The organism is [Clostridium] innocuum, assembly GCA_012317185.1.
Taxonomy (GTDB): Bacteria; Bacillota_I; Bacilli_A; order Erysipelotrichales; family Erysipelotrichaceae; genus Clostridium_AQ; species Clostridium_AQ innocuum.
Window position 1 is genome coordinate 3,161,650 of the sequence record CP048838.1, and the last position, 20,432, is coordinate 3,182,081.

18 protein-coding genes and 1 pseudogene are annotated in these 20,432 nt (G+C 43.6%); 2 read left to right on the top strand and 17 right to left on the bottom strand.

What is annotated here, in order from left to right; translation table 11 throughout:
• Positions 1-149: 149 nt before the first annotated feature.
• The 15 genes and pseudogenes from G4D54_15435 to htpG form a co-directional block, all read right to left on the bottom strand.
• Positions 150-635, bottom strand: coding sequence for a PcfB family protein (locus G4D54_15435; GenBank protein QJA03726.1), 486 nt, complete (start codon positions 633-635; stop codon positions 150-152).
• Entirely contained in the window at positions 632-1,483 is an 852-nt protein-coding gene (locus G4D54_15440; protein ID QJA03727.1) for an ATP-binding protein, read from the bottom strand. The genes G4D54_15435 and G4D54_15440 overlap by 4 nt, the downstream gene beginning before the upstream one ends.
• Positions 1,480-2,250, bottom strand: a complete 771-nt coding sequence (locus tag G4D54_15445) for a replication initiator protein A (GenBank protein QJA03728.1) — start codon at positions 2,248-2,250, stop codon at positions 1,480-1,482. The genes G4D54_15440 and G4D54_15445 overlap by 4 nt, the downstream gene beginning before the upstream one ends.
• A 110-nt stretch (positions 2,251-2,360) precedes the next feature.
• Positions 2,361-2,879: a ClbS/DfsB family four-helix bundle protein gene (locus tag G4D54_15450; GenBank protein ID QJA03729.1), complete on the bottom strand. Its 519-nt coding sequence runs from the start codon at positions 2,877-2,879 to the stop codon at positions 2,361-2,363.
• A 39-nt stretch (positions 2,880-2,918) separates the two neighbouring features.
• The gene (locus tag G4D54_15455; protein QJA03730.1) at positions 2,919-3,200 is read right to left on the bottom strand and encodes a hypothetical protein; all 282 of its coding nucleotides are present in this window, start codon (positions 3,198-3,200) and stop codon (positions 2,919-2,921) included.
• Between the two features lie 300 nt (positions 3,201-3,500).
• Positions 3,501-4,853 (bottom strand): annotated as a pseudogene (gene rlmD, locus G4D54_15460) (23S rRNA (uracil(1939)-C(5))-methyltransferase RlmD).
• Positions 4,840-5,457 (bottom strand): HAD family phosphatase, encoded by a 618-nt coding sequence (locus G4D54_15465; GenBank protein QJA03731.1) that lies wholly within the window; start codon positions 5,455-5,457, stop codon positions 4,840-4,842. Before G4D54_15465 ends, rlmD begins: the two are co-directional and overlap by 14 nt.
• Before the next feature lie 218 nt (positions 5,458-5,675).
• Complete coding sequence (locus G4D54_15470) at positions 5,676-6,590, bottom strand: sulfite exporter TauE/SafE family protein (protein QJA03732.1); 915 nt, start codon at positions 6,588-6,590, stop codon at positions 5,676-5,678.
• 219 nt (positions 6,591-6,809) lie between these two features.
• Positions 6,810-7,616 carry a pyrroline-5-carboxylate reductase gene (gene proC, locus G4D54_15475; GenBank protein ID QJA03733.1) on the bottom strand — a complete coding sequence of 269 codons (807 nt, stop codon included), beginning with the start codon at positions 7,614-7,616 and terminating at the stop codon, positions 6,810-6,812.
• 29 nt (positions 7,617-7,645) lie between these two features.
• Positions 7,646-10,027 (bottom strand): glycyl radical protein, encoded by a 2,382-nt coding sequence (locus G4D54_15480; GenBank protein ID QJA03734.1) that lies wholly within the window; start codon positions 10,025-10,027, stop codon positions 7,646-7,648.
• Between the two features lie 3 nt (positions 10,028-10,030).
• Positions 10,031-10,945 carry a glycyl-radical enzyme activating protein gene (locus G4D54_15485; protein QJA03735.1) on the bottom strand — a complete coding sequence of 305 codons (915 nt, stop codon included), beginning with the start codon at positions 10,943-10,945 and terminating at the stop codon, positions 10,031-10,033.
• A complete protein-coding gene (locus G4D54_15490) occupies positions 10,942-11,517 on the bottom strand; it encodes a helix-turn-helix domain-containing protein (protein ID QJA03736.1) in 576 nt (191 codons plus the stop codon). The genes G4D54_15485 and G4D54_15490 overlap by 4 nt, the downstream gene beginning before the upstream one ends.
• Positions 11,518-11,914: 397 nt before the next feature.
• The gene (locus G4D54_15495) at positions 11,915-12,319 is read right to left on the bottom strand and encodes a DUF2752 domain-containing protein (GenBank protein ID QJA03737.1); all 405 of its coding nucleotides are present in this window, start codon (positions 12,317-12,319) and stop codon (positions 11,915-11,917) included.
• Between the two features lies 1 nt (position 12,320).
• Complete coding sequence (locus G4D54_15500; GenBank protein QJA03738.1) at positions 12,321-12,647, bottom strand: DUF4234 domain-containing protein; 327 nt, start codon at positions 12,645-12,647, stop codon at positions 12,321-12,323.
• A gap of 595 nt (positions 12,648-13,242) precedes the next feature.
• On the bottom strand, positions 13,243-15,186 hold the full coding sequence (gene htpG, locus G4D54_15505) for a molecular chaperone HtpG (GenBank protein QJA03739.1): 1,944 nt from the start codon (positions 15,184-15,186) through the stop codon (positions 13,243-13,245).
• Positions 15,187-15,640: 454 nt separating this feature from the next.
• Between htpG and proB the strand changes: the two genes are divergently transcribed.
• Complete coding sequence (gene proB / locus G4D54_15510; protein ID QJA03740.1) at positions 15,641-16,435, top strand: glutamate 5-kinase; 795 nt, start codon at positions 15,641-15,643, stop codon at positions 16,433-16,435.
• Entirely contained in the window at positions 16,436-17,683 is a 1,248-nt protein-coding gene (locus G4D54_15515; protein QJA03741.1) for a glutamate-5-semialdehyde dehydrogenase, read from the top strand.
• Between the two features lie 351 nt (positions 17,684-18,034).
• On the opposite strand, the gene G4D54_15520 is transcribed toward G4D54_15515, so the two are convergent.
• Both G4D54_15520 and G4D54_15525 read right to left on the bottom strand, forming a co-directional pair.
• Positions 18,035-19,030 (bottom strand): NAD-dependent isocitrate dehydrogenase, encoded by a 996-nt coding sequence (locus tag G4D54_15520; GenBank protein QJA03742.1) that lies wholly within the window; start codon positions 19,028-19,030, stop codon positions 18,035-18,037.
• Between the two features lies 1 nt (position 19,031).
• The gene (locus G4D54_15525) at positions 19,032-20,366 is read right to left on the bottom strand and encodes a citrate synthase (GenBank protein ID QJA03743.1); all 1,335 of its coding nucleotides are present in this window, start codon (positions 20,364-20,366) and stop codon (positions 19,032-19,034) included.
• Positions 20,367-20,432 lie beyond the last annotated feature (66 nt).

Here is a 20,432-nt window from a genome sequence, read left to right on the forward strand (position 1 = left end):
TATCATATCTCCACCAGTATATGCTCTTACATGGTGAGAAAAGATATTTCCAACATAGAAAAATGCAAGATAGGGAATGTTCTGCTTTAGAAACTTTGTCTTATCTTGCACCTTAAATAAGCCTTTTATGTCCTTTAGTATCTTGTCTATCATAGGCTTTGCTCCTTTTGTTTATTCTTGACTTTGTCTTTAGAAACAGAATTCTTTGCCATCTCCTTGAACTTCTCAATATTCTTGTGGATAGATTCTTTCCTTTCCGTTTTCTTTTCCGATTCTGAGAGGGCGTGTTTAAAGGCTTTGTCCATAACTTTCATATCTTTTGCCTGAAAGAATACGGAGTGTTTTTCACTTTCTTTATCTTTCATCACTGAGAACTTAACACCATATCTGTTCAGTTCTTTTTTCAGTTCCTTAAGCTCCGCCTCCTCAACCGGAATTTCTTCAAGCTGTCCTTTTTTCACCATATCTTTTAGCTTTACTTCATTTCCGCTTGTATTAATGAGTTTTTCAAGTCCTCCGATTTTTTCAGCCTCTTTCATCAATTTCTTCAGCAAATTAAGAAGCAGTTTTCCCGTTACTTTAGCAGCTTTCACTTCCATGTTCAGCGTTTTTCTTGCTATTTCTTCATTTATCAAGTTCTTTCACCTCCATTCAGCAGTCTGTTTTTATTTCGATTCAATTTGTCTTTTTGAATAACCTTTCTAAAATCCTCCCCGATTACCATAACAGGAATACACATCTCGATAATTCTTGAGTAAATTCTTTGGTATTCCACACTCTCCGTACAGTTTTCAATTTGGCTGTATGAAAGATTTGTAGTAAAGATTGTCGGTTTATGTTTTAAATACCTGTTATTGACGATGTTATATACCTGCTCTTTTGCATAGCTTGTATCTCTTTCAATTCCTAAATCATCTAAGATGAGAACTGAAGTATTTACAAGGGATTCGATATATGCGTTTTTATCAAGGTCAAATCCGCCTTTTTGAAGTTCGTTGATTATCTGTGAAAAGTTTCTAATCTTAACGCTTATCTGATACTGTTCAATCAGTGCATTGGCAATTGAGCAGGCAAGATAGGTCTTGCCGCTACCCACCGAACCATAGAACAGGAGTCCGATATTTTCTTTTCTCATCAACTCATAGTCTTTTACAAAATTCTTTGCGATGATAAGACTTTGATTTTCTTTTCCCTGATAGTTTTCAAAGGTATATGCCCACTGAATAATGGATGTGAAGCAATTATTTTTTAATCTCTCGATTTCAAGCTGCTCTTGTCTTTCTTTTTCTTTTGCTTCTCTATCTCTATCACATTTACAAGCAGTCTTAAATTTCATCTGCTTTCCGAAAAACTCTAATGCTTTCCCATCTTTTCTTTCATGACACACTTTGCAATAAGCGTGTCCATCTTTGATATACTCTTTTTCAAGATCGTAATAATACTCTACATCTCCTATCATCACTTTTTCTAATTCCTTATTCATAGATGTACTCCTTTGTTATATTCCTCCCATGTAGGGATATTGGATTTTTTCTTACTTCCCTGATCTTTATAAAACCAAGAAAGGATTGTTGCTTTATGGTCTTTATATGTCTTTCCGGTACTTTGAAGATAGGTTGATAATCTCTCAATGTAGTTATCAAGCTCTCCTGCCATTTTAATTTGTAATTCGCCTATATCTTCATCCTTTAAAAAGACATTTTGAAATGTTCCAAGTCCGTTTTCACCAAAACTATATTTTCTCTTACTATACTTACTCTTATTATTCTCTATATAGTTACGGTCAACATTCTTAACCTCTTGACGTTCATTTTCTTTACTTCTGAGGTCAACATCTTTTACTTCTGAAGTAAAAGATGTTAACTTCTGCAAGTCATTTTCTTTTACCACTAATATGCTCATAAAGTCTTTAACATATATGACATTCGGCTTACCAAGTCCAAGCCTTACTCTTTCAATCAGTCCTATCCCTTTTTTGCTATCTAACTCATCTAATGTTTTTATGGCAGTAGGCTTTGAAATATTTCTTCTTTTCATAATTTCCTCGACTGTGAAATAGATAAATACTCTACCTTCCTTGTCTATCCAGTTATTCTTAAAGGACATTCCTGTTCGTTTCAAAAGCATGGAATAAATGATAATTGCTTCGGCAGATAATCCCTTAAATTCTTCTCCATCAACCAATATCTCCGGAACTTTTAAGAAATTAAATCTTTCCGCTTCTCTGTTATAGAAATAGTCAAAGTCCATACAGGATCACCTCCCTCCTTAAAAATTTGCAAAGAAAAAGACGATAGTTTTTTCTCTATCGCCTTTGCTAAACATTTTTATGAAATTTTTAATTTTACAAAAAAAGTAATTTATAATACTATCTTCTTCCATTTTCTGATTTTGGTTCTGAAAGTTCCAAAAGGTGCAACAGTATTCACATGAATAAACTTATATACTTCCCATACTGCTGTTTTAGTCGCTTCATCAGCCCATTGTCTCATATGTGGTTTAAATAATTCTTCCTCACTTAACGAATCAATCATTCCATAAATAGAATTAACATTGTCATGTAATTTGACTTTCAACTCTTGCAGGGATAAATGAGCATAGGTATCTGTGAACCACTGATATAATTCGCCAAGTTGGTTCCATTTAAATTCATCAGATGGTGTCTTAACATGAGATCCCTTTTTTTCACCTTCTTCCCATTTAAGAACTAAGGTTGTCCAACCAACTTGGTAAGCAAGATTTTCAGCTGGAGTTCTATCAACTTCATCAACTCTCTTATCTTTTAAGGTTTCTGGAATATTATCAAATTCTGAAATATACTTCTCAAATGCTTTATTTATTTCAGTTTTGAGTTCTTCTTTATTTTTGTATACTCTCAAAAAATCACCTCCACGTTTTCTAATTATCAGACTTTTTATTTAAACTGATTTTGTTGCTTCATTGATACCTTGTAAAAAAGCTATAACTGCTGCTCCAACCATCGGTATTCCGTATGGGCTTAACAGGAATCCTAATATCAATGCTTCTATGCCTGTTGAAAAATCCTTTTGAAACAATGATACAGCTCCAACAATGACACACATAAGCATTAGCAAATACAGTATTGTTGTTCCTATAGCCAGTAAAAATGTCAGAAATGTAGTGAGGATACTTAACAACAAGCTAATTGGAAACAAAAATATTTTTAATATCCATCTCATAAATACCCTCCATTTCTACTAAATCATTTTAAAATGCCTTAAAGCATCCATGATAGCTTCTTCTTTTTCCGGTGTGCATTGTGGAATAACCTGTTTTTCCTTTTTTGATTTATTATAATGCTCCCTCAGTACAATTCCACATTTCTTTTTAATCTGTGCAATATAGAGTGTCGAAACCTTTAAATCAAACTTTTCCAATATATATTCCTTGATTTGTGCATAAGTCGCTTTACTCTCAGCACTTGTCAAATCAAGCTCATCAAGCGTAACTTCAACATCTATATGTTTATCGACATCAAGTTTGGACAATAATGCTACCGTCTCAACATGCACGGTATGCGGAAATAAGTCCACTGGAACCATCTCCCCCTGCACCCGATACCCCATACGCTCAAACACCTGCAAATCGCGTATCTGCGTCTGCGGATTACATGAGATATACAGTACCTGACTTGGCTTCATCCGCACCAGACTTTTTATAAACTCCTCACTGCTCCCACTCCGCGGAGGATCCATAATCACCACATCCAGCCGCTTCTTCTCAGCCGCAAGCCTTGACATATAGCGCCCTGCATCATCACAGACAAAACGGATATTGTTGATCTGATTGATCTTTGCATTGATTCTGGCATCCTTTACAGCATCGCCGTTAATTTCCACACCGATCACCTGCTTCACGAAGCGTGACACATACATCCCGATTGTCCCGATGCCGCAATAAGCATCCAGCACCGTTTCCCCTCCATTCAGCTTCAGCAGCTCCACCGAACGCTGATACAGCACCTCTGTCTGCTCATGATTGATCTGATAGAAGGACTTTGCAGAAATACGGAAGGTCATGCCACAAAGGACATCCTCGATATATCCGGGACCGTACAACACACGCTCCTCATCCCCTAAAACCACACTTGTTTTTCTGGTATTCACATTCTGCACAATCGTTGTAATCTGAGGATATCGCCTTCTTAATTCCTGTATGAAATTCTTTCTGGCCGGAAACACATCGGAATTCAATACAAGAACGATCATAATCTGCCCGCTCACTGCACCATAACGCATGACGACATGCCGGATAAGCCCTCTTCGCTTATCCTCATCGTACGGTTCAATACGCAGCTTTCCCATCAGCTCAACAATGCCCGCAATGATATCATCACAGACCTCAGGATGCAATAGACAACTCTTATAGGGAATAATACGGTGGGAAAATTCCTCATAAAAGCCTGCCTGAATACGACGCTGCTTATCCCTTTGAAAGCCGATAATCATTTTATTACGGTAATGCCACGGCTCCTCCATCGCTACGATTTCCTCTGCTTTAAGCTTTCCTATCTTCGCCTTTGCACATAGCGTCTGGATGCTGCGGTTTTTAAACTCCTGCTGACCCTTCGCATTCATATGCAGCAGCTGACAGCTTCCACAGCGCTCATAGATCGGACATTTTACCGCGATACGGTAAGGAGATGCTTTTTTTATTTCCACTATCTCTCCGATATATCCCTTCGCTATACGCCTGACAATCCGGACGCGTACCTCCTCCTGCTTCATTACATGGCGTACAAGCACGACGTCCTTTCCGCAACGCAGCAAGCCGTTATGCGCTTCATCCATACCGGATATGACTCCGGTTACCATCTGATCAATTTTTAGCATGACATTCCTCTTTCAACAGCCTCTTCGCTTCTTTGATACATGACACATCACGAAACACTATACCATGAATGCCCAGCAGCTCTGCCTGCCTGACATTTTCCACATTATCATCCAGATAAAGAAGCTCCCCGGCGTTCAGCTCATAGCGCTGCAGCAGTACCTCATAAATATGGGGATCCGGCTTGTTGATTTTCTCCTCATAGGATAATACTGCCCCATCTGCGAGCGAAAAAAATCGCTGGGTTTTCTTCAGAAAATCCGCAGAATCCTGACTGATATTGGATAGGATATATACTCCATAGCCATCATCCTTCACCTGTTTCATAAACGCAATGCTTTCCTGCATCGGCTTCATCAGCTGCAGCCAGTTCTGCAATACGATATTCGTTTCCTCAAGCATATCCGGATATGCTTTGTGATATACTGCATACAAATCCTCCAGCATCCAGATACCCTGATCATACTTCTCCCAGGCCTCATGCGTAAATATGCGGCTGCATATACGATGTGTCCTATCTTCGCTTTGAAACCAGCGTTTAAAATAGGCTTCCGGCGCAAAGCTCATCAATACATTTCCTATATCAAATACAATATGCTTTATCATGTTCCTTACTCCTTGCTCTCTTTCCTATTATACTATAAGAAGCCTCTGCTTCCCAGTCATCTTATACCGATATTACAAAAATCGGTTTGGTTGAAGGCATGACGATATGTGCATACTGCTTCGTATTGCAGCTATCCGGCAACTGCATTTCCTTTCTTAACATACCCGAAAACAAAAAGAGATCCTCACTTTATATAGCGGAGAATCTCTTTTCTATCTCAATCTACAATTTCCACTGTTTCAGCTTTTCCCGCTGTGGAATGCGCCTTCCCCTTGGAGAATCCGGCACGAAGCATAACTGTGGACGTATATACCGTTACACATACAACGATCCATTTCAACACATCCAGCGGCAGAGATTTAATCAGAAGGGATGCAACCAGTGTTGCAATCGATCCGAAAATCGCCATGGAAAGTGCTGATTTTCGATTATATGCGCCCTCCTTGATAAACTTCACAGATGCAGGCGGCATCAGGAAGGCACAGGAGCCCATCATGATTGGAAATGCCACATCCGGTGACATTCCCAGCAGATACACCAGTACCATACAAGGGTTGTACAGGCCGACACCTGCTGTCATCAATGCCCCCAGAATGAAATTAACAAAACCGGCAATTACCAGCTTTCCTCCTGCCAAACCAATGGCGTCGCCTCCGATCGGCATCAAATTTAAGAGGCTTGCCAGCATAATACATGCTGTACATGCCAGAGCAAAGCCCATCACCAGGCGGATTTTTTTCTCTGACATACGGGAAACCACACCGGCTCCGAGTACTGCACCAAGCATTGCGGCAGCCAGCATGACAACGAGTGTCCATGCCTCTACCTTGACAACCGTTGTAAAAATCAGTGCCTGCAGCAACACAGGAATACAGTTAGCAACATTCATCGTTCCCGGAATCAGCTTATCTCGTGTCTGCTTCGTAAATTTCAGCAGTGCTGTCTGTGGAGCAAATGCTCCGATTCCCAGCGGATCAAAGAAATTAACCAGAGCACCGATAGCACCGGTCTTCCACCAGGAAGTATCCCCCTCAAACTCATCCTTGTGTTTGAACAGGTCATAAGCGAAAAATGCAGTGTATCCGATCAACAGTACGATCAGCAATCCAATAATAATAGTAGTAATATCCATAATCTTCTCTTTAACTCCCAATATACGCTCTTGCGTCTTCTCTGTTATTTAACTCCGATACTGCTTGACTGTTCATCACCGACGCGCTGTTCAGCATCCCTCTGTAACAGCACGCCGTCTGAGCTGGAGCAGGTATTGCATGCAAAGACATCCCTGCCCGCCGCAACTCCTTACCATAACCACATTGTGAATCACAGTCTTCATCCAAAATTCTTTTTCTTATTTCGACATCTCTCTCGATTTATCCGCACATGCCTTCATACCCTGCATAATACTGGAGCGAAATCCGCTCTCCTCCAGCTTTGCGACAGCGGCAATGGTTGTTCCTCCCGGTGAACACACCATATCCTTCAGCTCTCCCGGATGCTTTCCGGTTTCCAGAACCATCTGAGCACTTCCCAATACCGCCTGTGCCGCAAATTTATATGCCTGTGGTCTTGGCATACCTTCCACAACTGCAGCATCTGCCATTGCTTCAATCATCATATAAACATATGCCGGTGATGAACCGCTGACTGCAGTTACTGCATCCATCAGGTGCTCTGAAACAATATCACTCTTACCAAAGCTGTTGAAGATGGCCGTAATTTCTTCTGTTTCTTCCTTTGTCACATTCTTTGCAGGTGCAATGGCAGCCATTCCTTCTCCGACAAGCGCCGGTGTATTCGGCATCGTCTTCACGATTTTGATTTCTCTTCCAAACAAATGGGCAACAGCTGCAGAGGATTGTCCGGCAGCGATAACGACGATGATGACAGCCTCCTTTACAACAGCCTTGATCTGATCGATGACTACCGGATACAAAAACGGCTTAACAGACAGCACGATGATATCGCACACCTTTGCCAGCTCTGCATTATCCGTTGTCGTATGAACCCCATAGCTTTCCCTTACGCGGGCAAGGCTATCCTCATTGATGTCGGATACATAAATATTCTCTCTGGCAGTCAGACCGGCTTTGATGATTCCCCCTATCATCGCACCGCCCATATTCCCGCTGCCGATAAATCCAATGGTCTTGTTCATAAATGTTTTTCCTTCTTTCCTAATATTGTTTATGCAAAGCTTTGTTCCGTACGATTGATGATTTCATCCTGCAGCTCCTTGCTCAGATTGCGGAAATGATCGGAGTATCCTGCAACACGTACGATCAGATCCCGGTATTCCGCAGGATTTTGCTGTGCCTTGATCAGTGTTTCACGATCGATGACATTGAATTGAATGTGGTGTCCGTCCATATTGAAGTAGGAGCGGATCAAATCCGCCATATTGCTTAAACCGTCTTCACCTGCAACAACACTTGGTGTAAACTTCTGATTCAGCAGCGTACCGCCGGTGGACAGATGATCCATTTTACTCGCGGAGCGAATAACAGAGGTCGGTCCGTTCACATCCGCTGCCTTTTCCGGAGAGATTCCCTCGCTGACCGGCTTATGTGCAAGACGGCCGTTTGGAGAAGCCAGCATGACCTCACCGAAATATACATGGCAGGTCGTTGGCAGCATATTGATTCTCCACTGACCGTTACGCATATTCGGACGACCTGTAATCGTATTCTTATAGAAGGTGAAGACCTCCTTCATAATCGCATCGGCATAATCATCATCATTTCCGTACTTCGGAGTCTTGCGGGATACCAGATTGAAGATACGCACATGCTCTTCTCCTTCGAAGTTGTCCTGCAATGCCCTCATCAGCTCACCCATGGTGAAATTCTTTTTGTCAAACACATTATATTTAATTGCGGATAAGGAGTCGGTTATCGTTCCGATTCCTACCCCCTGCAGGTAGTTCGTATTATAGCGTGCTCCTCCGGCATTGTAATCCTTACCGTTTGTAATGCAGTCATCCGTGATGATGGAAAGGAATGGTGCCGGCATGTATTTCGCATAGATGCGGGTAATCATATTGCTTCCCTTCACCTTGATATCCGCAAAGTGCTCAATCTGTTTTTTGTATGCGTCAAACAGCTCCTCATAGCTCTTGAAGTCTTCTGCTTCTCCAAGCTTTAACCCAAGCTGCTTTCCACCAACCGGATCAAGTCCGTTGTGCAGTGTGATTTCCAAAATCTTCGGCAGGTTGAAATATCCCTGCAGAATGTATGCCTCACGTCCGAAGGCACCGGTTTCCACACAGCCGGAGGTTCCTCCGCGCCGTGCATCCTCAATGGATTTGCCGGCATTCAGCAGCTCCTGAATGATAGCCTCCGTATTGTAGAAGGCAGGCTGCCCCCAGCCCTTACGGCTGATTTCACATGCTCTCTTGATAAATTTCATCGGTGTCTTTTTGGAAATCTGTACGTTGCTGGATGGCTGCAGCAGCTTCATTTCATCCATAACATCCAGAATCAGATAGGATACATCATTCACCCCGTCTTCTCCGTCCGGTGTGATTCCTCCGGTATTGATGTTTGCGAAATCCGTATAGGTGGAGGATTCCTTCAGCGTGATTCCCACCTTTGGAGGTGCCGGCTGATTGTTGAATTTCACCCACAGACATTCCAGAAGCTCCTTAGCCTTTGTTTTATCCAGACGTCCTGCTTCAATGTCTGCTTCATAAAACGGATTCAGATGCTGATCCAGACGTCCCGGGGAGTATGCATCCCATGGATTCAGCTCGGTTGTCACACCGAGGTGAACAAACCAGTACATCTGAATTGCCTGCCAGTAGGTCTGCGGCTTATGTGCCGGAACGACATCACAATTTACGGCAATCTGCAGCAGCTCTTCCTTACGTACAGGATCACTTTCCGTTTCCGCAAGCTCTCTGGCCAGCGCTGCATAGCGTTTTCCCAGAATCATAATGGCATCGCACATAATGCTCATACCGCGCAGCTCATCGCGTTTTTCGATTGCCTCCGGATCCTTCAGGAAATCGATAGCAGCAATTGCCTTTTCAATGTCCTGCTGGTAATCCAGAAATCCCTTTGCGTAGATTTTCTCAGAACCGACCGTATGACCCGGACCACGCTGCTCCATAAATTCTGTAAATATTCCTGCTTCATAGCAGTCCTTCCATTCCTGTGACATGGAATTGATAATTTTATGACGGATGGAACGTTTTTCCCAGAACGGGATAATCGTTTCCTCCTGCTGCTTCATATCCTCATCACTGACCTTAAAGCAAATCAGCTCACGGTCATTCATAACCTTCATATCCTCCAGCGTGTGGCAGCACAGCTCCGGGAAAGTAGGCGTTGACTGCGGTCCTGCCCCCTTATCTCCGACAATCAGCTCGCCGTCTTCAATCGTGATGGTCTTGCGGGAAAAGATTTCCTTCATCGACAAAGCACGCAGCTCCGGGATCGATACCTCACCCTCGTATTTCTTGTAGGCATCCGTCATGAGCATAGCACGCTCCATAAAGATATGCGGTGTAGTTTCCTCGCTCTGCTTTCTTAGCTTCTTGATTCGATCATTCATTCCTCTGAGTTCCATTGTTTATCCTCCTATCTTCACCTGTTGAAAACCATGTTCCTCAAACAGAGATTTCAGCATTTCCATATGCTCCTGTGCCGGTACTCCCAAATCCGCTGCGGGATAGACACGACCCAGCTTTTCATATTTGCTGCTTCCCGTATTGTGATACGGCAGCAGATTCACCTTGACGATTCCGATACGCTTTTTCAAATATGTAATGATATCCAGCATTGTATCCGCATCACTGTTCACCGGAACAACGACCGGTATGCGGATGTTGATATCCGCACGGCTGTCTGCCAGAAATTCCAGATTCTCCAGTATGACAGCGTTGGATTTTCCCATATACTTTTTATGCTTATCATCATCCAGCGTCTTGATATCGTACAGAAAGGTATCCACATACGGCAGCAAGCGCGCATAGCTTTCCTTTGGTGCATAGCCGCAGGTGTCAATCGCGACATTGTATCCCTTATCCTTCAGCTGTCTGCACAGCTCTTCCAGATAATCGATATCCTGCGTCATGACCTCTCCTCCGGAAAGCGTTACGCCCCCGCCGCTTTCCTCATAGAAATGCGCATCCTTGTTTACGATGGTCATCAGCTCCTTAATGCTGTACTGCTTTCCGACGATTTCACGGTTATTGTGCAGGCAGTAATCCAGACAGTCTGCACATAACACACATTTTTCCGTATCGGTATGTGCTGTTCCATCCTCCTCAATCGTAATGGCTCCATGACTGCACGCCTTCCTGCAATATCCGCAGCCACTGCATTTTTCGCGATTGAACATCAGCTCCGGTGCATACTTCTGACTTTCCGGGTTATGACACCACCAGCAGTTCAGCAGACAGCCCTTAAAGAATATCGTTGTACGGATACCATCTCCGTCATGCACAGAATATTTCTGAATATTGATTATGGTAGGCTCTTTCATAGCTTCTCCCCTGCTTCCTGAAAAAGGTTCGGTGTATTGATGGTGATAAATTTTACAACCTTGTTCGTCTGATTGCTCCAGTTATGCGTTCTTGTTGATTTATAATGGGCACAATCTCCCGGATACAGATCACAGATATCCTCCTCGATTTGCAGAGTCAGAATGCCTTCCAGCACATAGACGAATTCTTCACCCTCATGCGGATACGGCAGCGATTCCTCCACTTCCTTCTGTGGCAAAATCTCGACCAGCTTAGGCAGCATTTCCCCGCGATCAGCCATATTTGTCATTGCATATTCGATGATTGAGCTTCCCTCAATACGCAGAATTTCCCGCTCATAGCTGCGCAATACCGCTTTTTCCTTTGTTTTCGGCTGTTCCATGAAATACGTCATCTCAACCCCAAGCGCCTTTGCGACCTTCTTCAGCGTATCGTGAGCAATGGAGGTCAGTCCACGTTCCAGCTGAGACAGATAGCCGATGGAAAGCTCGGTAGCTTCACTGATATCCTTCAGTGTCATCTTATTTTCTGTCCGCTTCTGTTTGATAAGTTCACCAATATTTTTATTCATATACAGCAATACCTCTTTACATGATTATTATATATTTCACAAGTGAGGCTGTCTATCTTTTTAAGTAAAATTCTCATTAATTTACGTAAATTTTTGAATATACATGCATATTTTAACCTTTTATACAAGCAAAATACCCTATTTTTTACCTTATTCACTAAAATCATTCGGAACTTTTCAACGAAATAGCTGTAACCGTTATCACTTTTTCACAAACAGACCACATGGTCTTTCTATCATAACAAAAAAAAGCCGATATCTATCGACTTATCAAGCTCTCCTCTGTTGTTTGCTTTTCACATTTTTTCACAAGTTGGGATATCTCCTTTCATATACAAGGAAGCTTTTATAACAGGCATGCATACTTGTTATATTGCCGTGCAGGAAGAAGCGCTTCTCAAAAAAACAGCTGCAGCAGGCGAATAAGCGGTGCATGCTCATTCAGCTGCATAGGAGCATGGGGAAACACATAGAGCATTCGCCACAGGTATACTGCAAGCATAGTCCCCAGCAAAAGCACACTCATCACACGAAATACCCTGCCCTTCACAATACCTTCTCTGTTCCTCACAAAAAGCACTACGCACATAGCGGCGTAAGGAAGCAGAAGGAATACAGCCGGATGGAAATACCAGGCGGCAGAAAGATTTCCTTTACACAGCCAGTATATGGCAGAAAACATATTGCAGCCCGGACATGGTATTCCAAATATCCGCTCAATCGGACAGAAGCTTCCGAAAACGAAGAGCACCAGAAACAGGATCACTCCGATTCCCAGTGCATTTTTTATATCACGGCTCATATCAGTACGTGCGATCAATCAAATCATTGATACTGCTTTGCATTATACAGAGCGATATAATCGGCAAGCCGAACACAGCTAACAGAACAGTGATCAGACTGTTATCCTCGGCTCCCATCGCATACAGCTTTTTGGAATATTTCCAGAAACAGAAAATCCCCCAGATTCCACAGGTCACAATGGACAGCAGCAGATCGGTTATGGCGGTATCGTTTTCTCTTGCCCCGTAATTGATATCACTGAATATCTGTACCCATGCAATCAGATAGTAAATACCGCAGGTTATAATGGACAGCACAATAATGCCAAATATACTTCTTCGTCTCATACAGGCACCTCCCTCGTTTATGATATGCTATATCCGGTAAAACCATACCCGTTACCGGAAGTGTTCTAATTGTACCATAGAATCAGGCTTCTGTGTGATAAAACAAATGTTTTCACAGAAATGAGCCATCCTTTGGTGCGTTCACCCAGGGCATGCGGCAATCCTGCCTTCCTTAGCAGAGTACATCAGCTGATAGAACAGCAGGGTGCTTTCCTTTATCCCCTGACCCTGCAGCGTATTCAGCAGTCTTTCTTCCAATATAGCATACAATCTCTCAGATTTCTATTTTCCATTATCATCGTATCCTTTGCGTTCAGCTGATACAGCAGCATATATTTCCACTGGCTGTACGTTGATTCCTTGTCCCTTTCCATGATGCTTCCTGATATACCTCAGAAAGACAGCTTGTTTGTGAGTGCTGCTGATATACATGTATCGCTGCCCGGGATTCTTTATATCTGTAAATATTCCGTCGCGTCATACAGGCTCTTCATCATTTTGTCCTGCTTCGAAATTTTGAAGGAATAAGAAAACCTGTCACAGTGCACAGCTTCACTGAAACAGGTTGTTTCCTTGTTTAAATTTTATAATGCTCTTATTTGCTGGCCTTTACCATGAAATCACAGATTTTCTTAGAGAATTCTGTAGGATTTTCAATCGGGAAGCCCTCAATCAGTAATGCCTGATCGTACAGTAAATCTGCATAATCCTTCACTGCATCCTTATCCTGCTCGTATACCTTCTGCAGGGCATTGAAGATTTCATGCTTCGGATTGATTTCCAAAATGCGGGATGCCTTCATACCATACGGATTTCCTTCCGGCATAGCACTTAACACCTTTTCCATCTCAAAGGACATGCCTTCCTCACTACTCAGACAAACAGGATCATCCACCAGGCGGGAAGAAATCTTAACATCCTTCACCTTATCCCCCAGCACTTCCTTGATACCGCTTAACAGATCCTTATTTTCCTCAGCCTTTTTCTCCAGCTCCTTCTTTTCCTCTTCGCTATCAAGGTCCAGATCGCCCTGAGAAATGTTCTTAAAGGTTTTCTCTTTATAATTCATCAAAGCCTGAAGTGCAAATTCATCCACATTGTCTGTCAGATACAGGATTTCATAACCCTTTTCCTTCACCTTCTTGACCTGCGGCAGATTGTCAATCAGTTCCACCTTATCACCACTCATGAAGTAGATGTGCTCCTGCCCTTCCTCCATGCGGTTGATATATTCATCCAGTGTAACCAGCTTCTGTTCCTTGCTGGAGTAGAACATCAGCAGATCCTGCAGAGTTTCCTTGTTTGCACCGAAATCATTGTATACGCCGAATTTGATCTGCAGACCGAAATTCTTCCAGAACTTCTCATATTCTTCACGATCATTGCGCAGCATCAGCAGCAGCTCGGATTTGATTTTCTTTTCAATACGGTTAGCGATTACCTTCAGCTGACGATCGTGCTGCAGCATTTCACGGGAGATATTCAAAGAGAGATCCTGAGAATCCACCAGTCCCTTCACGAAACGGAAATGCTCCGGAATCAGCTCTTCCGCATTATCCATGATGAAGACACCACGGCTATACAACTGCAGCCCCTTCTTGTAATCCTGAGAATAATAGTTGAATGGTGCCTTACCCGGAATAAACATCAGTGTTGTAAAGGAAACTGCCCCCTCAACACTTGTATGAATCACCTTTTGCGGCTCTGTATAATCATTGAATTTACTCTTATAGAATTCATCATATTCTTCCTTTGTAATCTCGGATTTGTTTCTTTTCCACAGCGGAATCATGGAATTCAGCGTTTTCAGCTCCTTCACGGTTTCATACTTTGGCTCTGCAGGCTTGTCCGTATCCTCGTTTTCACCTTCCGCATCCTCTACGCGCTTACTGGATTCCACCCACATTTCGATTGGGTAACGGATATAGTCAGAATATTTTTTAATCAGACGCTCAATCTCATACTGCTGCAGATATTCATCATAATTCTCATCCTCCGTATTATCCTTCAGATAAAGAACAATCTGCGTTCCATGCTCGTCTTTTTCACATTCATCAATGGAATAGCCGTCTACCGCATTGCTGCTCCACAGATATGCTGTTTCTTCCCCGTATTTCTTCGTCGTTACCTCCACGCGGCTCGCAACCATAAATGCGGAATAGAAGCCGACACCAAACTGTCCGATGATATCCACATCATCATTTTTCTCTGCCTCTTCCATCTCCTGCTTAAACGCCAGAGAACCACTCTTCGCAATCGTTCCCAGATTATCCTCCAGCTCATCCTTGTTCATACCCAGACCGTTGTCCCGGATGGTCAGGGTGCGGTTTTCCTTATCTGCCTCCAGATAAATTTTAAAGCCGGATGTATCCACATCACTCAGGTTATCTGACAGTGCCTGATAATACAGCTTGTCGATCGCATCACTTGCATTTGAAATCAGCTCTCTTAAAAAAATTTCCTTATGTGTATAAATAGAGTTGATCATCAGATCTAATAGACGTTTGGACTCAGCCTTGAATTGTTTCTTTCTCGCCATACGTAATTACCTCCTGTTAGCACTCGCTCTTTAAGTCTGCTAATAGTATATGCCAATATTTTAGCACTGTCAATAGGTTAGTGCTAAAAACCATAATTTTTTCATAGAAAAGCATTTCCTTTTCCTGAGCTACTATACAGATGATCATAAGGCTGCAAATGAAGGGAAGACAAATCAACAGCCATAGGATCTCTCAGAATTTATCCCGTGAACATAAAAAGCCTGCACTGATCATGACAGCATACATAGTTCGCCAAAATGTATACGATAAAACACTCGGCTGCCTGCGGAAGCGGAAGAGTGCAGAGGTATACCTACAGCATTTATCCTGTTATCCGGTGCTTTTAGCAACAATATCCACTGCAACCATAAAATATAATATATAGAAAGCATTGCGTCTTTGATTCTTCTTGGGTATAATAGAAGAAACAATTTTCAAAGGAGTTGTAAATAAATGAAAGATATGAAACAAATTAAAAGAATCGTTGTCAAAGTCGGCTCCTCCACGCTGACACATCCCGGCGGAGGCTTGAATTTTCAACGCATAGATGCTTTAGCTATGGTACTGAGCGATATAAAAAACAGAGGATTGGATGTTGTTCTGGTAAGCAGTGGGGCGGTTGCGGCAGGAGTTGCCAAGATGCAGATGCGCAAGCGTCCGGAGCTGATGCGAGAAAAACAGGCGGCAGCATCCGTAGGACAATGTGAGCTGATGTTTATCTATGATAAATTCTTTTCCCAATACGGTCAAAGCATCGCACAGCTGTTACTCACCAAAACCGTCACCAAAAATGAAGTATTGCGCGCAAACGCCGTAAATACTCTGGAGACACTGCTGGAATATGGTGTCATTCCCATCGTCAACGAGAATGACAGTGTGGCCGTTGATGAAATCGCCTATGGAGATAACGATACACTCAGTGCAGTCACCGCCTATCTGACCAATGCCGATCTGCTGGTGCTGCTATCTGATATCGACGGACTGTTTAACGATGATCCCATGAAAAACAAGGATGCCCGGTTGATTCCGGTCGTAAGAGCTATTGATGATACCGTCTTCCGCATGGCAAAGGGAGCCGGTTCCTCCCGCGGTACCGGAGGTATGGTTACCAAAATATCTGCGGCACAGTTCGCGAATGAGCATGGTATCCCGATGATCATCGCAAATGGACGGCAGCCGTCGATTTTATATGATATTCTGCGTGATGATTACCGCGGAACGCTGTTTACTATGAGGGAGGAAATGTAAATGAAAACACTGACAGAGCTGGGAAAAGCCTGTAAACAGGCCTCACACCAGATTATGAATGCGGACAGGAAGCAGAAGGATGCGCTTTTAAACACGATTGCAAAGCAGCTGGAGCAGGATATCCCTGCCATTCTGGAAGCAAATGCACAAGATATAAAAAACGCAAGGGAAAACGGGATGGCGGAAGGGCTGATCGACCGCATGCTGCTGAATGAAGCGCGGATGCGGCAAATCATAGAAGGGATCCGTCAGGTATGTGCATTACCGGATCCCATCGGTGAAATCACGGATATGCATACCACAGAAAACGGATTGCAGATCGGTACGATGCGTGTTGCACTGGGCGTCGTGGGCATGATTTATGAAGCAAGACCGAATGTGACTGTGGATGCGGCGGTTCTGTCTTTAAAGGCCGGCAATGCAGTCATGCTGAGGGGCAGTAAGGATATTCTGCAAAGCAATCTGGTAATCGCAGGCAGCATGCGAAGAGCTGCGGCTGCATGTGGATTCTCTGCGGATATCATCACGCTTCTCGCGGATACCTCACGGGAAACGGCGACTGCCTTTATGAAGCTACATGCATATCTCGATGTACTGATTCCCCGCGGCGGTGCCGGACTGATCGCCAATACGGTTAAAAATGCAACCGTACCCGTGCTTGAAACAGGAACCGGAAACTGCCATGTCTACGTCGATAAGGATGCAGATACAGCCAAGGTGATTCCTATTATCATCAATGCCAAGACACAGCGGACAAGCGTATGCAACGCATGTGAAAGCATCCTGCTTCATAAGGATATCAGTGACAGTTTCATTCAGGAGCTGCTTGCGGCCCTAAAGCAATATCATGTCAAAATTCATGCCGATTCCCGTATCTGCCGTCTGGATACAGCCTGTATTCCGGCAACGCAGGAGGATTACGGACGCGAATATCTCGATTTGGAAATATCTATCAAAACAGTGTCCTCCATCGAGGAGGCAATCTCCCATATCAACACCTATTCCACGCATCACAGTGAAGCCATCCTTTCCGAAAATTACACATCGGTTAAAAAGTTTTTAAAGGAGGTCGACAGCGCCTGTGTATATGCCAACGCATCCACACGCTTTTCGGACGGATTTGAATTTGGTCTGGGAGCGGAAATCGGAATCAGCACACAGAAGCTGCACGCACGCGGACCGATGGGGCTGCAGGCTTTAACAACCAAGAAATACATTATTCTGGGAGAAGGACAGATACGTCCCTGATCCTTTTCCTCCGTATAGCAAAAAGGACTTCATACGAGGTCCTTTTTTCAATTCTATCAGCTTCACTTTTGCGATTACAACCGGGATACTTCGGCTATCTAGATACCGTAGAGGATTCCCTATGCTGCGCTATTCCCCCCGGCTAGCGCAATCCCTTCTTCCTGCGGCTTACCTTCCTATCCGGCTATGGCCTGTGGCTACTCTGATATCCCTATCTATATCACGCAAACAGAAGCAAGACGTGCAAAGCGTAGTCATTGCGCTTATCATACAGCAGCTTCCCAGACTCCTTCATGAAAGCAGCCGCATCCTACCTGCAGATACGGCTGCTTCTATTTATCTTTATCGCTATTATAATTTTGCTATAACAGCATCACGATATGCTTCCGTTGTAGAATTCCCATGCAGATCAGGTGTCAGATGTTTCTTTTCCATCAGCACCGCATTCACCGCTTTACGAATTTTCGCTGCGCATTCCGCTTCCTGTAAATGCTCCAGCATCATACAGGCAGACCACAGCAGTGCTGTCGGATTTGCGACATGCTTTCCTGCGATATCCGGGGCAGAGCCGTGTACCGCTTCAAACATTGCATATTCTGTCCCCATATTACTGCTCGGAAGAAGCCCCAGACCACCGATCAGACCGCTTGTCAGATCGCTTACAATATCACCGTACAGATTCGGCATCACCAGAACATCAAAGGTTTCCGGACGCATAACCAGCTGCATACACACATTATCCACAATTTTATCATCTGCTTCAATATCCGGATATTCCTTTGCTATTTCCTGAAAAATGGAAAGAAACATGCCGTCACTCATTTTCAGTATATTTGCCTTATGTACGCAGGTAACCTTTTTTCTGTCATTCGCCCGCGCATATGCAAAGGCATCCCGTATGATGCGTGTACTTGCCTTACGTGTAATAATTTTAGTCGCATGCACCGTATCTGCATCAATCTGTTCCTCTACACCGACATATAGATCCTCGGTATTCTCACGGAAGGTCACGATATCCACATGTTCAAACGGTGTCTTGACAGCCGTATTGGATTTGGCGGGCCGTATGTTCGCATACAAATCATATTTGTTTCGGAGTGTAACATTCAGGGAACGAAATCCCTTTCCGATCGGTGTTGTAATCGGAGCCTTCAACAGGATACGGTTTTTCTCAAAGGATGCAAATGCCGCATCCGGAATCAGCTTCCCGTTGCGTTCATATTCCGCTTCTCCGACCGCAAAGCATTCATAAGCAAGCGGTGCCTTTGCCGCCTCCAGAATCCGTATGACCGCATCCACGATTTCCGGTCCGATACCGTCTCCCTTAAATACTGTAATCGTTCTCATTTCATCTGTCCTCCATCTTTACATATTGCTTCACACTGCCGACATATTTCGTTGCCGGACGCATAATTCTTCCATCATATTCCTTGTTTTCAATATTGTGGGCAAGCCAGCCGACGGTTCTTGCCATGACGAACAACGGCGTAAACAAATCCTCCGGTATCCCCATCATGCCATATACAAAGCCACTGTAGAAGTCCACATTACTGGATACATGCACACCCTTAACATCCAGAATGACATCCTTTGCGCACTGCTCAAAGCGCTGATAGAATTCATACTCCTTGACCTTTCCCTTTTTCTCGGCAAGCTTTTCGATATATTCCTGCAATACCTCACTTCGCGGATCACTCAGCGTATAAATAGCATGTCCCATGCCGTATACCAGACCGCTGTAATCGTAAAACTGTTTATGCAGGATGCGGTAAATCAGTGCCTTGATTTCAATATCATTTTCACAATAGCCGATTTCCTCTATAACGGCACGCATCATACCGCTCACCTTCAAATTGGCACCGCCATGCCTTGGCCCCTTCATACTTCCGATTGCCCCGACCATGGAGGAATAAAAATCCGTACCGGTAGAGGAAATCACCACATTGGTAAACGTTGAGTTATTCCCACCGCCATGATCCGCATGTACGATCAGCATCATGTCCAGCAGCTTTGCCTCCAGATCGCTGAATGCATGGTCCTTGCGCAGCATATACAAAATATTTTCCGCAATGGAAAGATGCTCCTGTGCCGGATGGATCACCAGACTTTCCTTATTATATCGGTGCATTTTGCTCTGATAGGCATAACAGATAATGGAGGGCAGCTTGGCAAGAATATTCAACCCCTGCTCCAGTGTATTTTCCACCGATATGTTATCCGGGGCATCATCATAATCATATAAGGCAAGCACTGCCTGCTGCAGACGGTTCATCAGATTTTTTCCCGGCATATGCAGAAATTTGGATTCCAGAAAGTCATCCGGCAGCTCATAATGCGCACGCAGATAGCCGCAGAATTCCTGCAGCTCCTCCTTCTTCGGAAGATAGCCGAAGAGTAATAAAAAGCAGGTTTCCTCATACCCGCAAATCGTTTCATAATTTCTGCCATGGATTATATCCCGCAGCTCTATGCCCCGATAGTACAGCTTTCCTATATCATCCGTTTTTACTTCCTCAACATATTTATAACCGACAACGTCTGCAATTTTCGTAAGTCCGACACGTACACCGGTTCCATCTTCATTACGCAGCCCCTTTTTAATATCGTATTTGCGAAACAGATCATTTGCGATATCATTGTGCTCCCGCGCCTTCTGGTAAAAAGAATTCAAATGCTCATTCATTTCCTCTACCTCCTTTTACAGTATTCTTTCACCATTATATCATAATTTTCATAAATTCAATGAAAT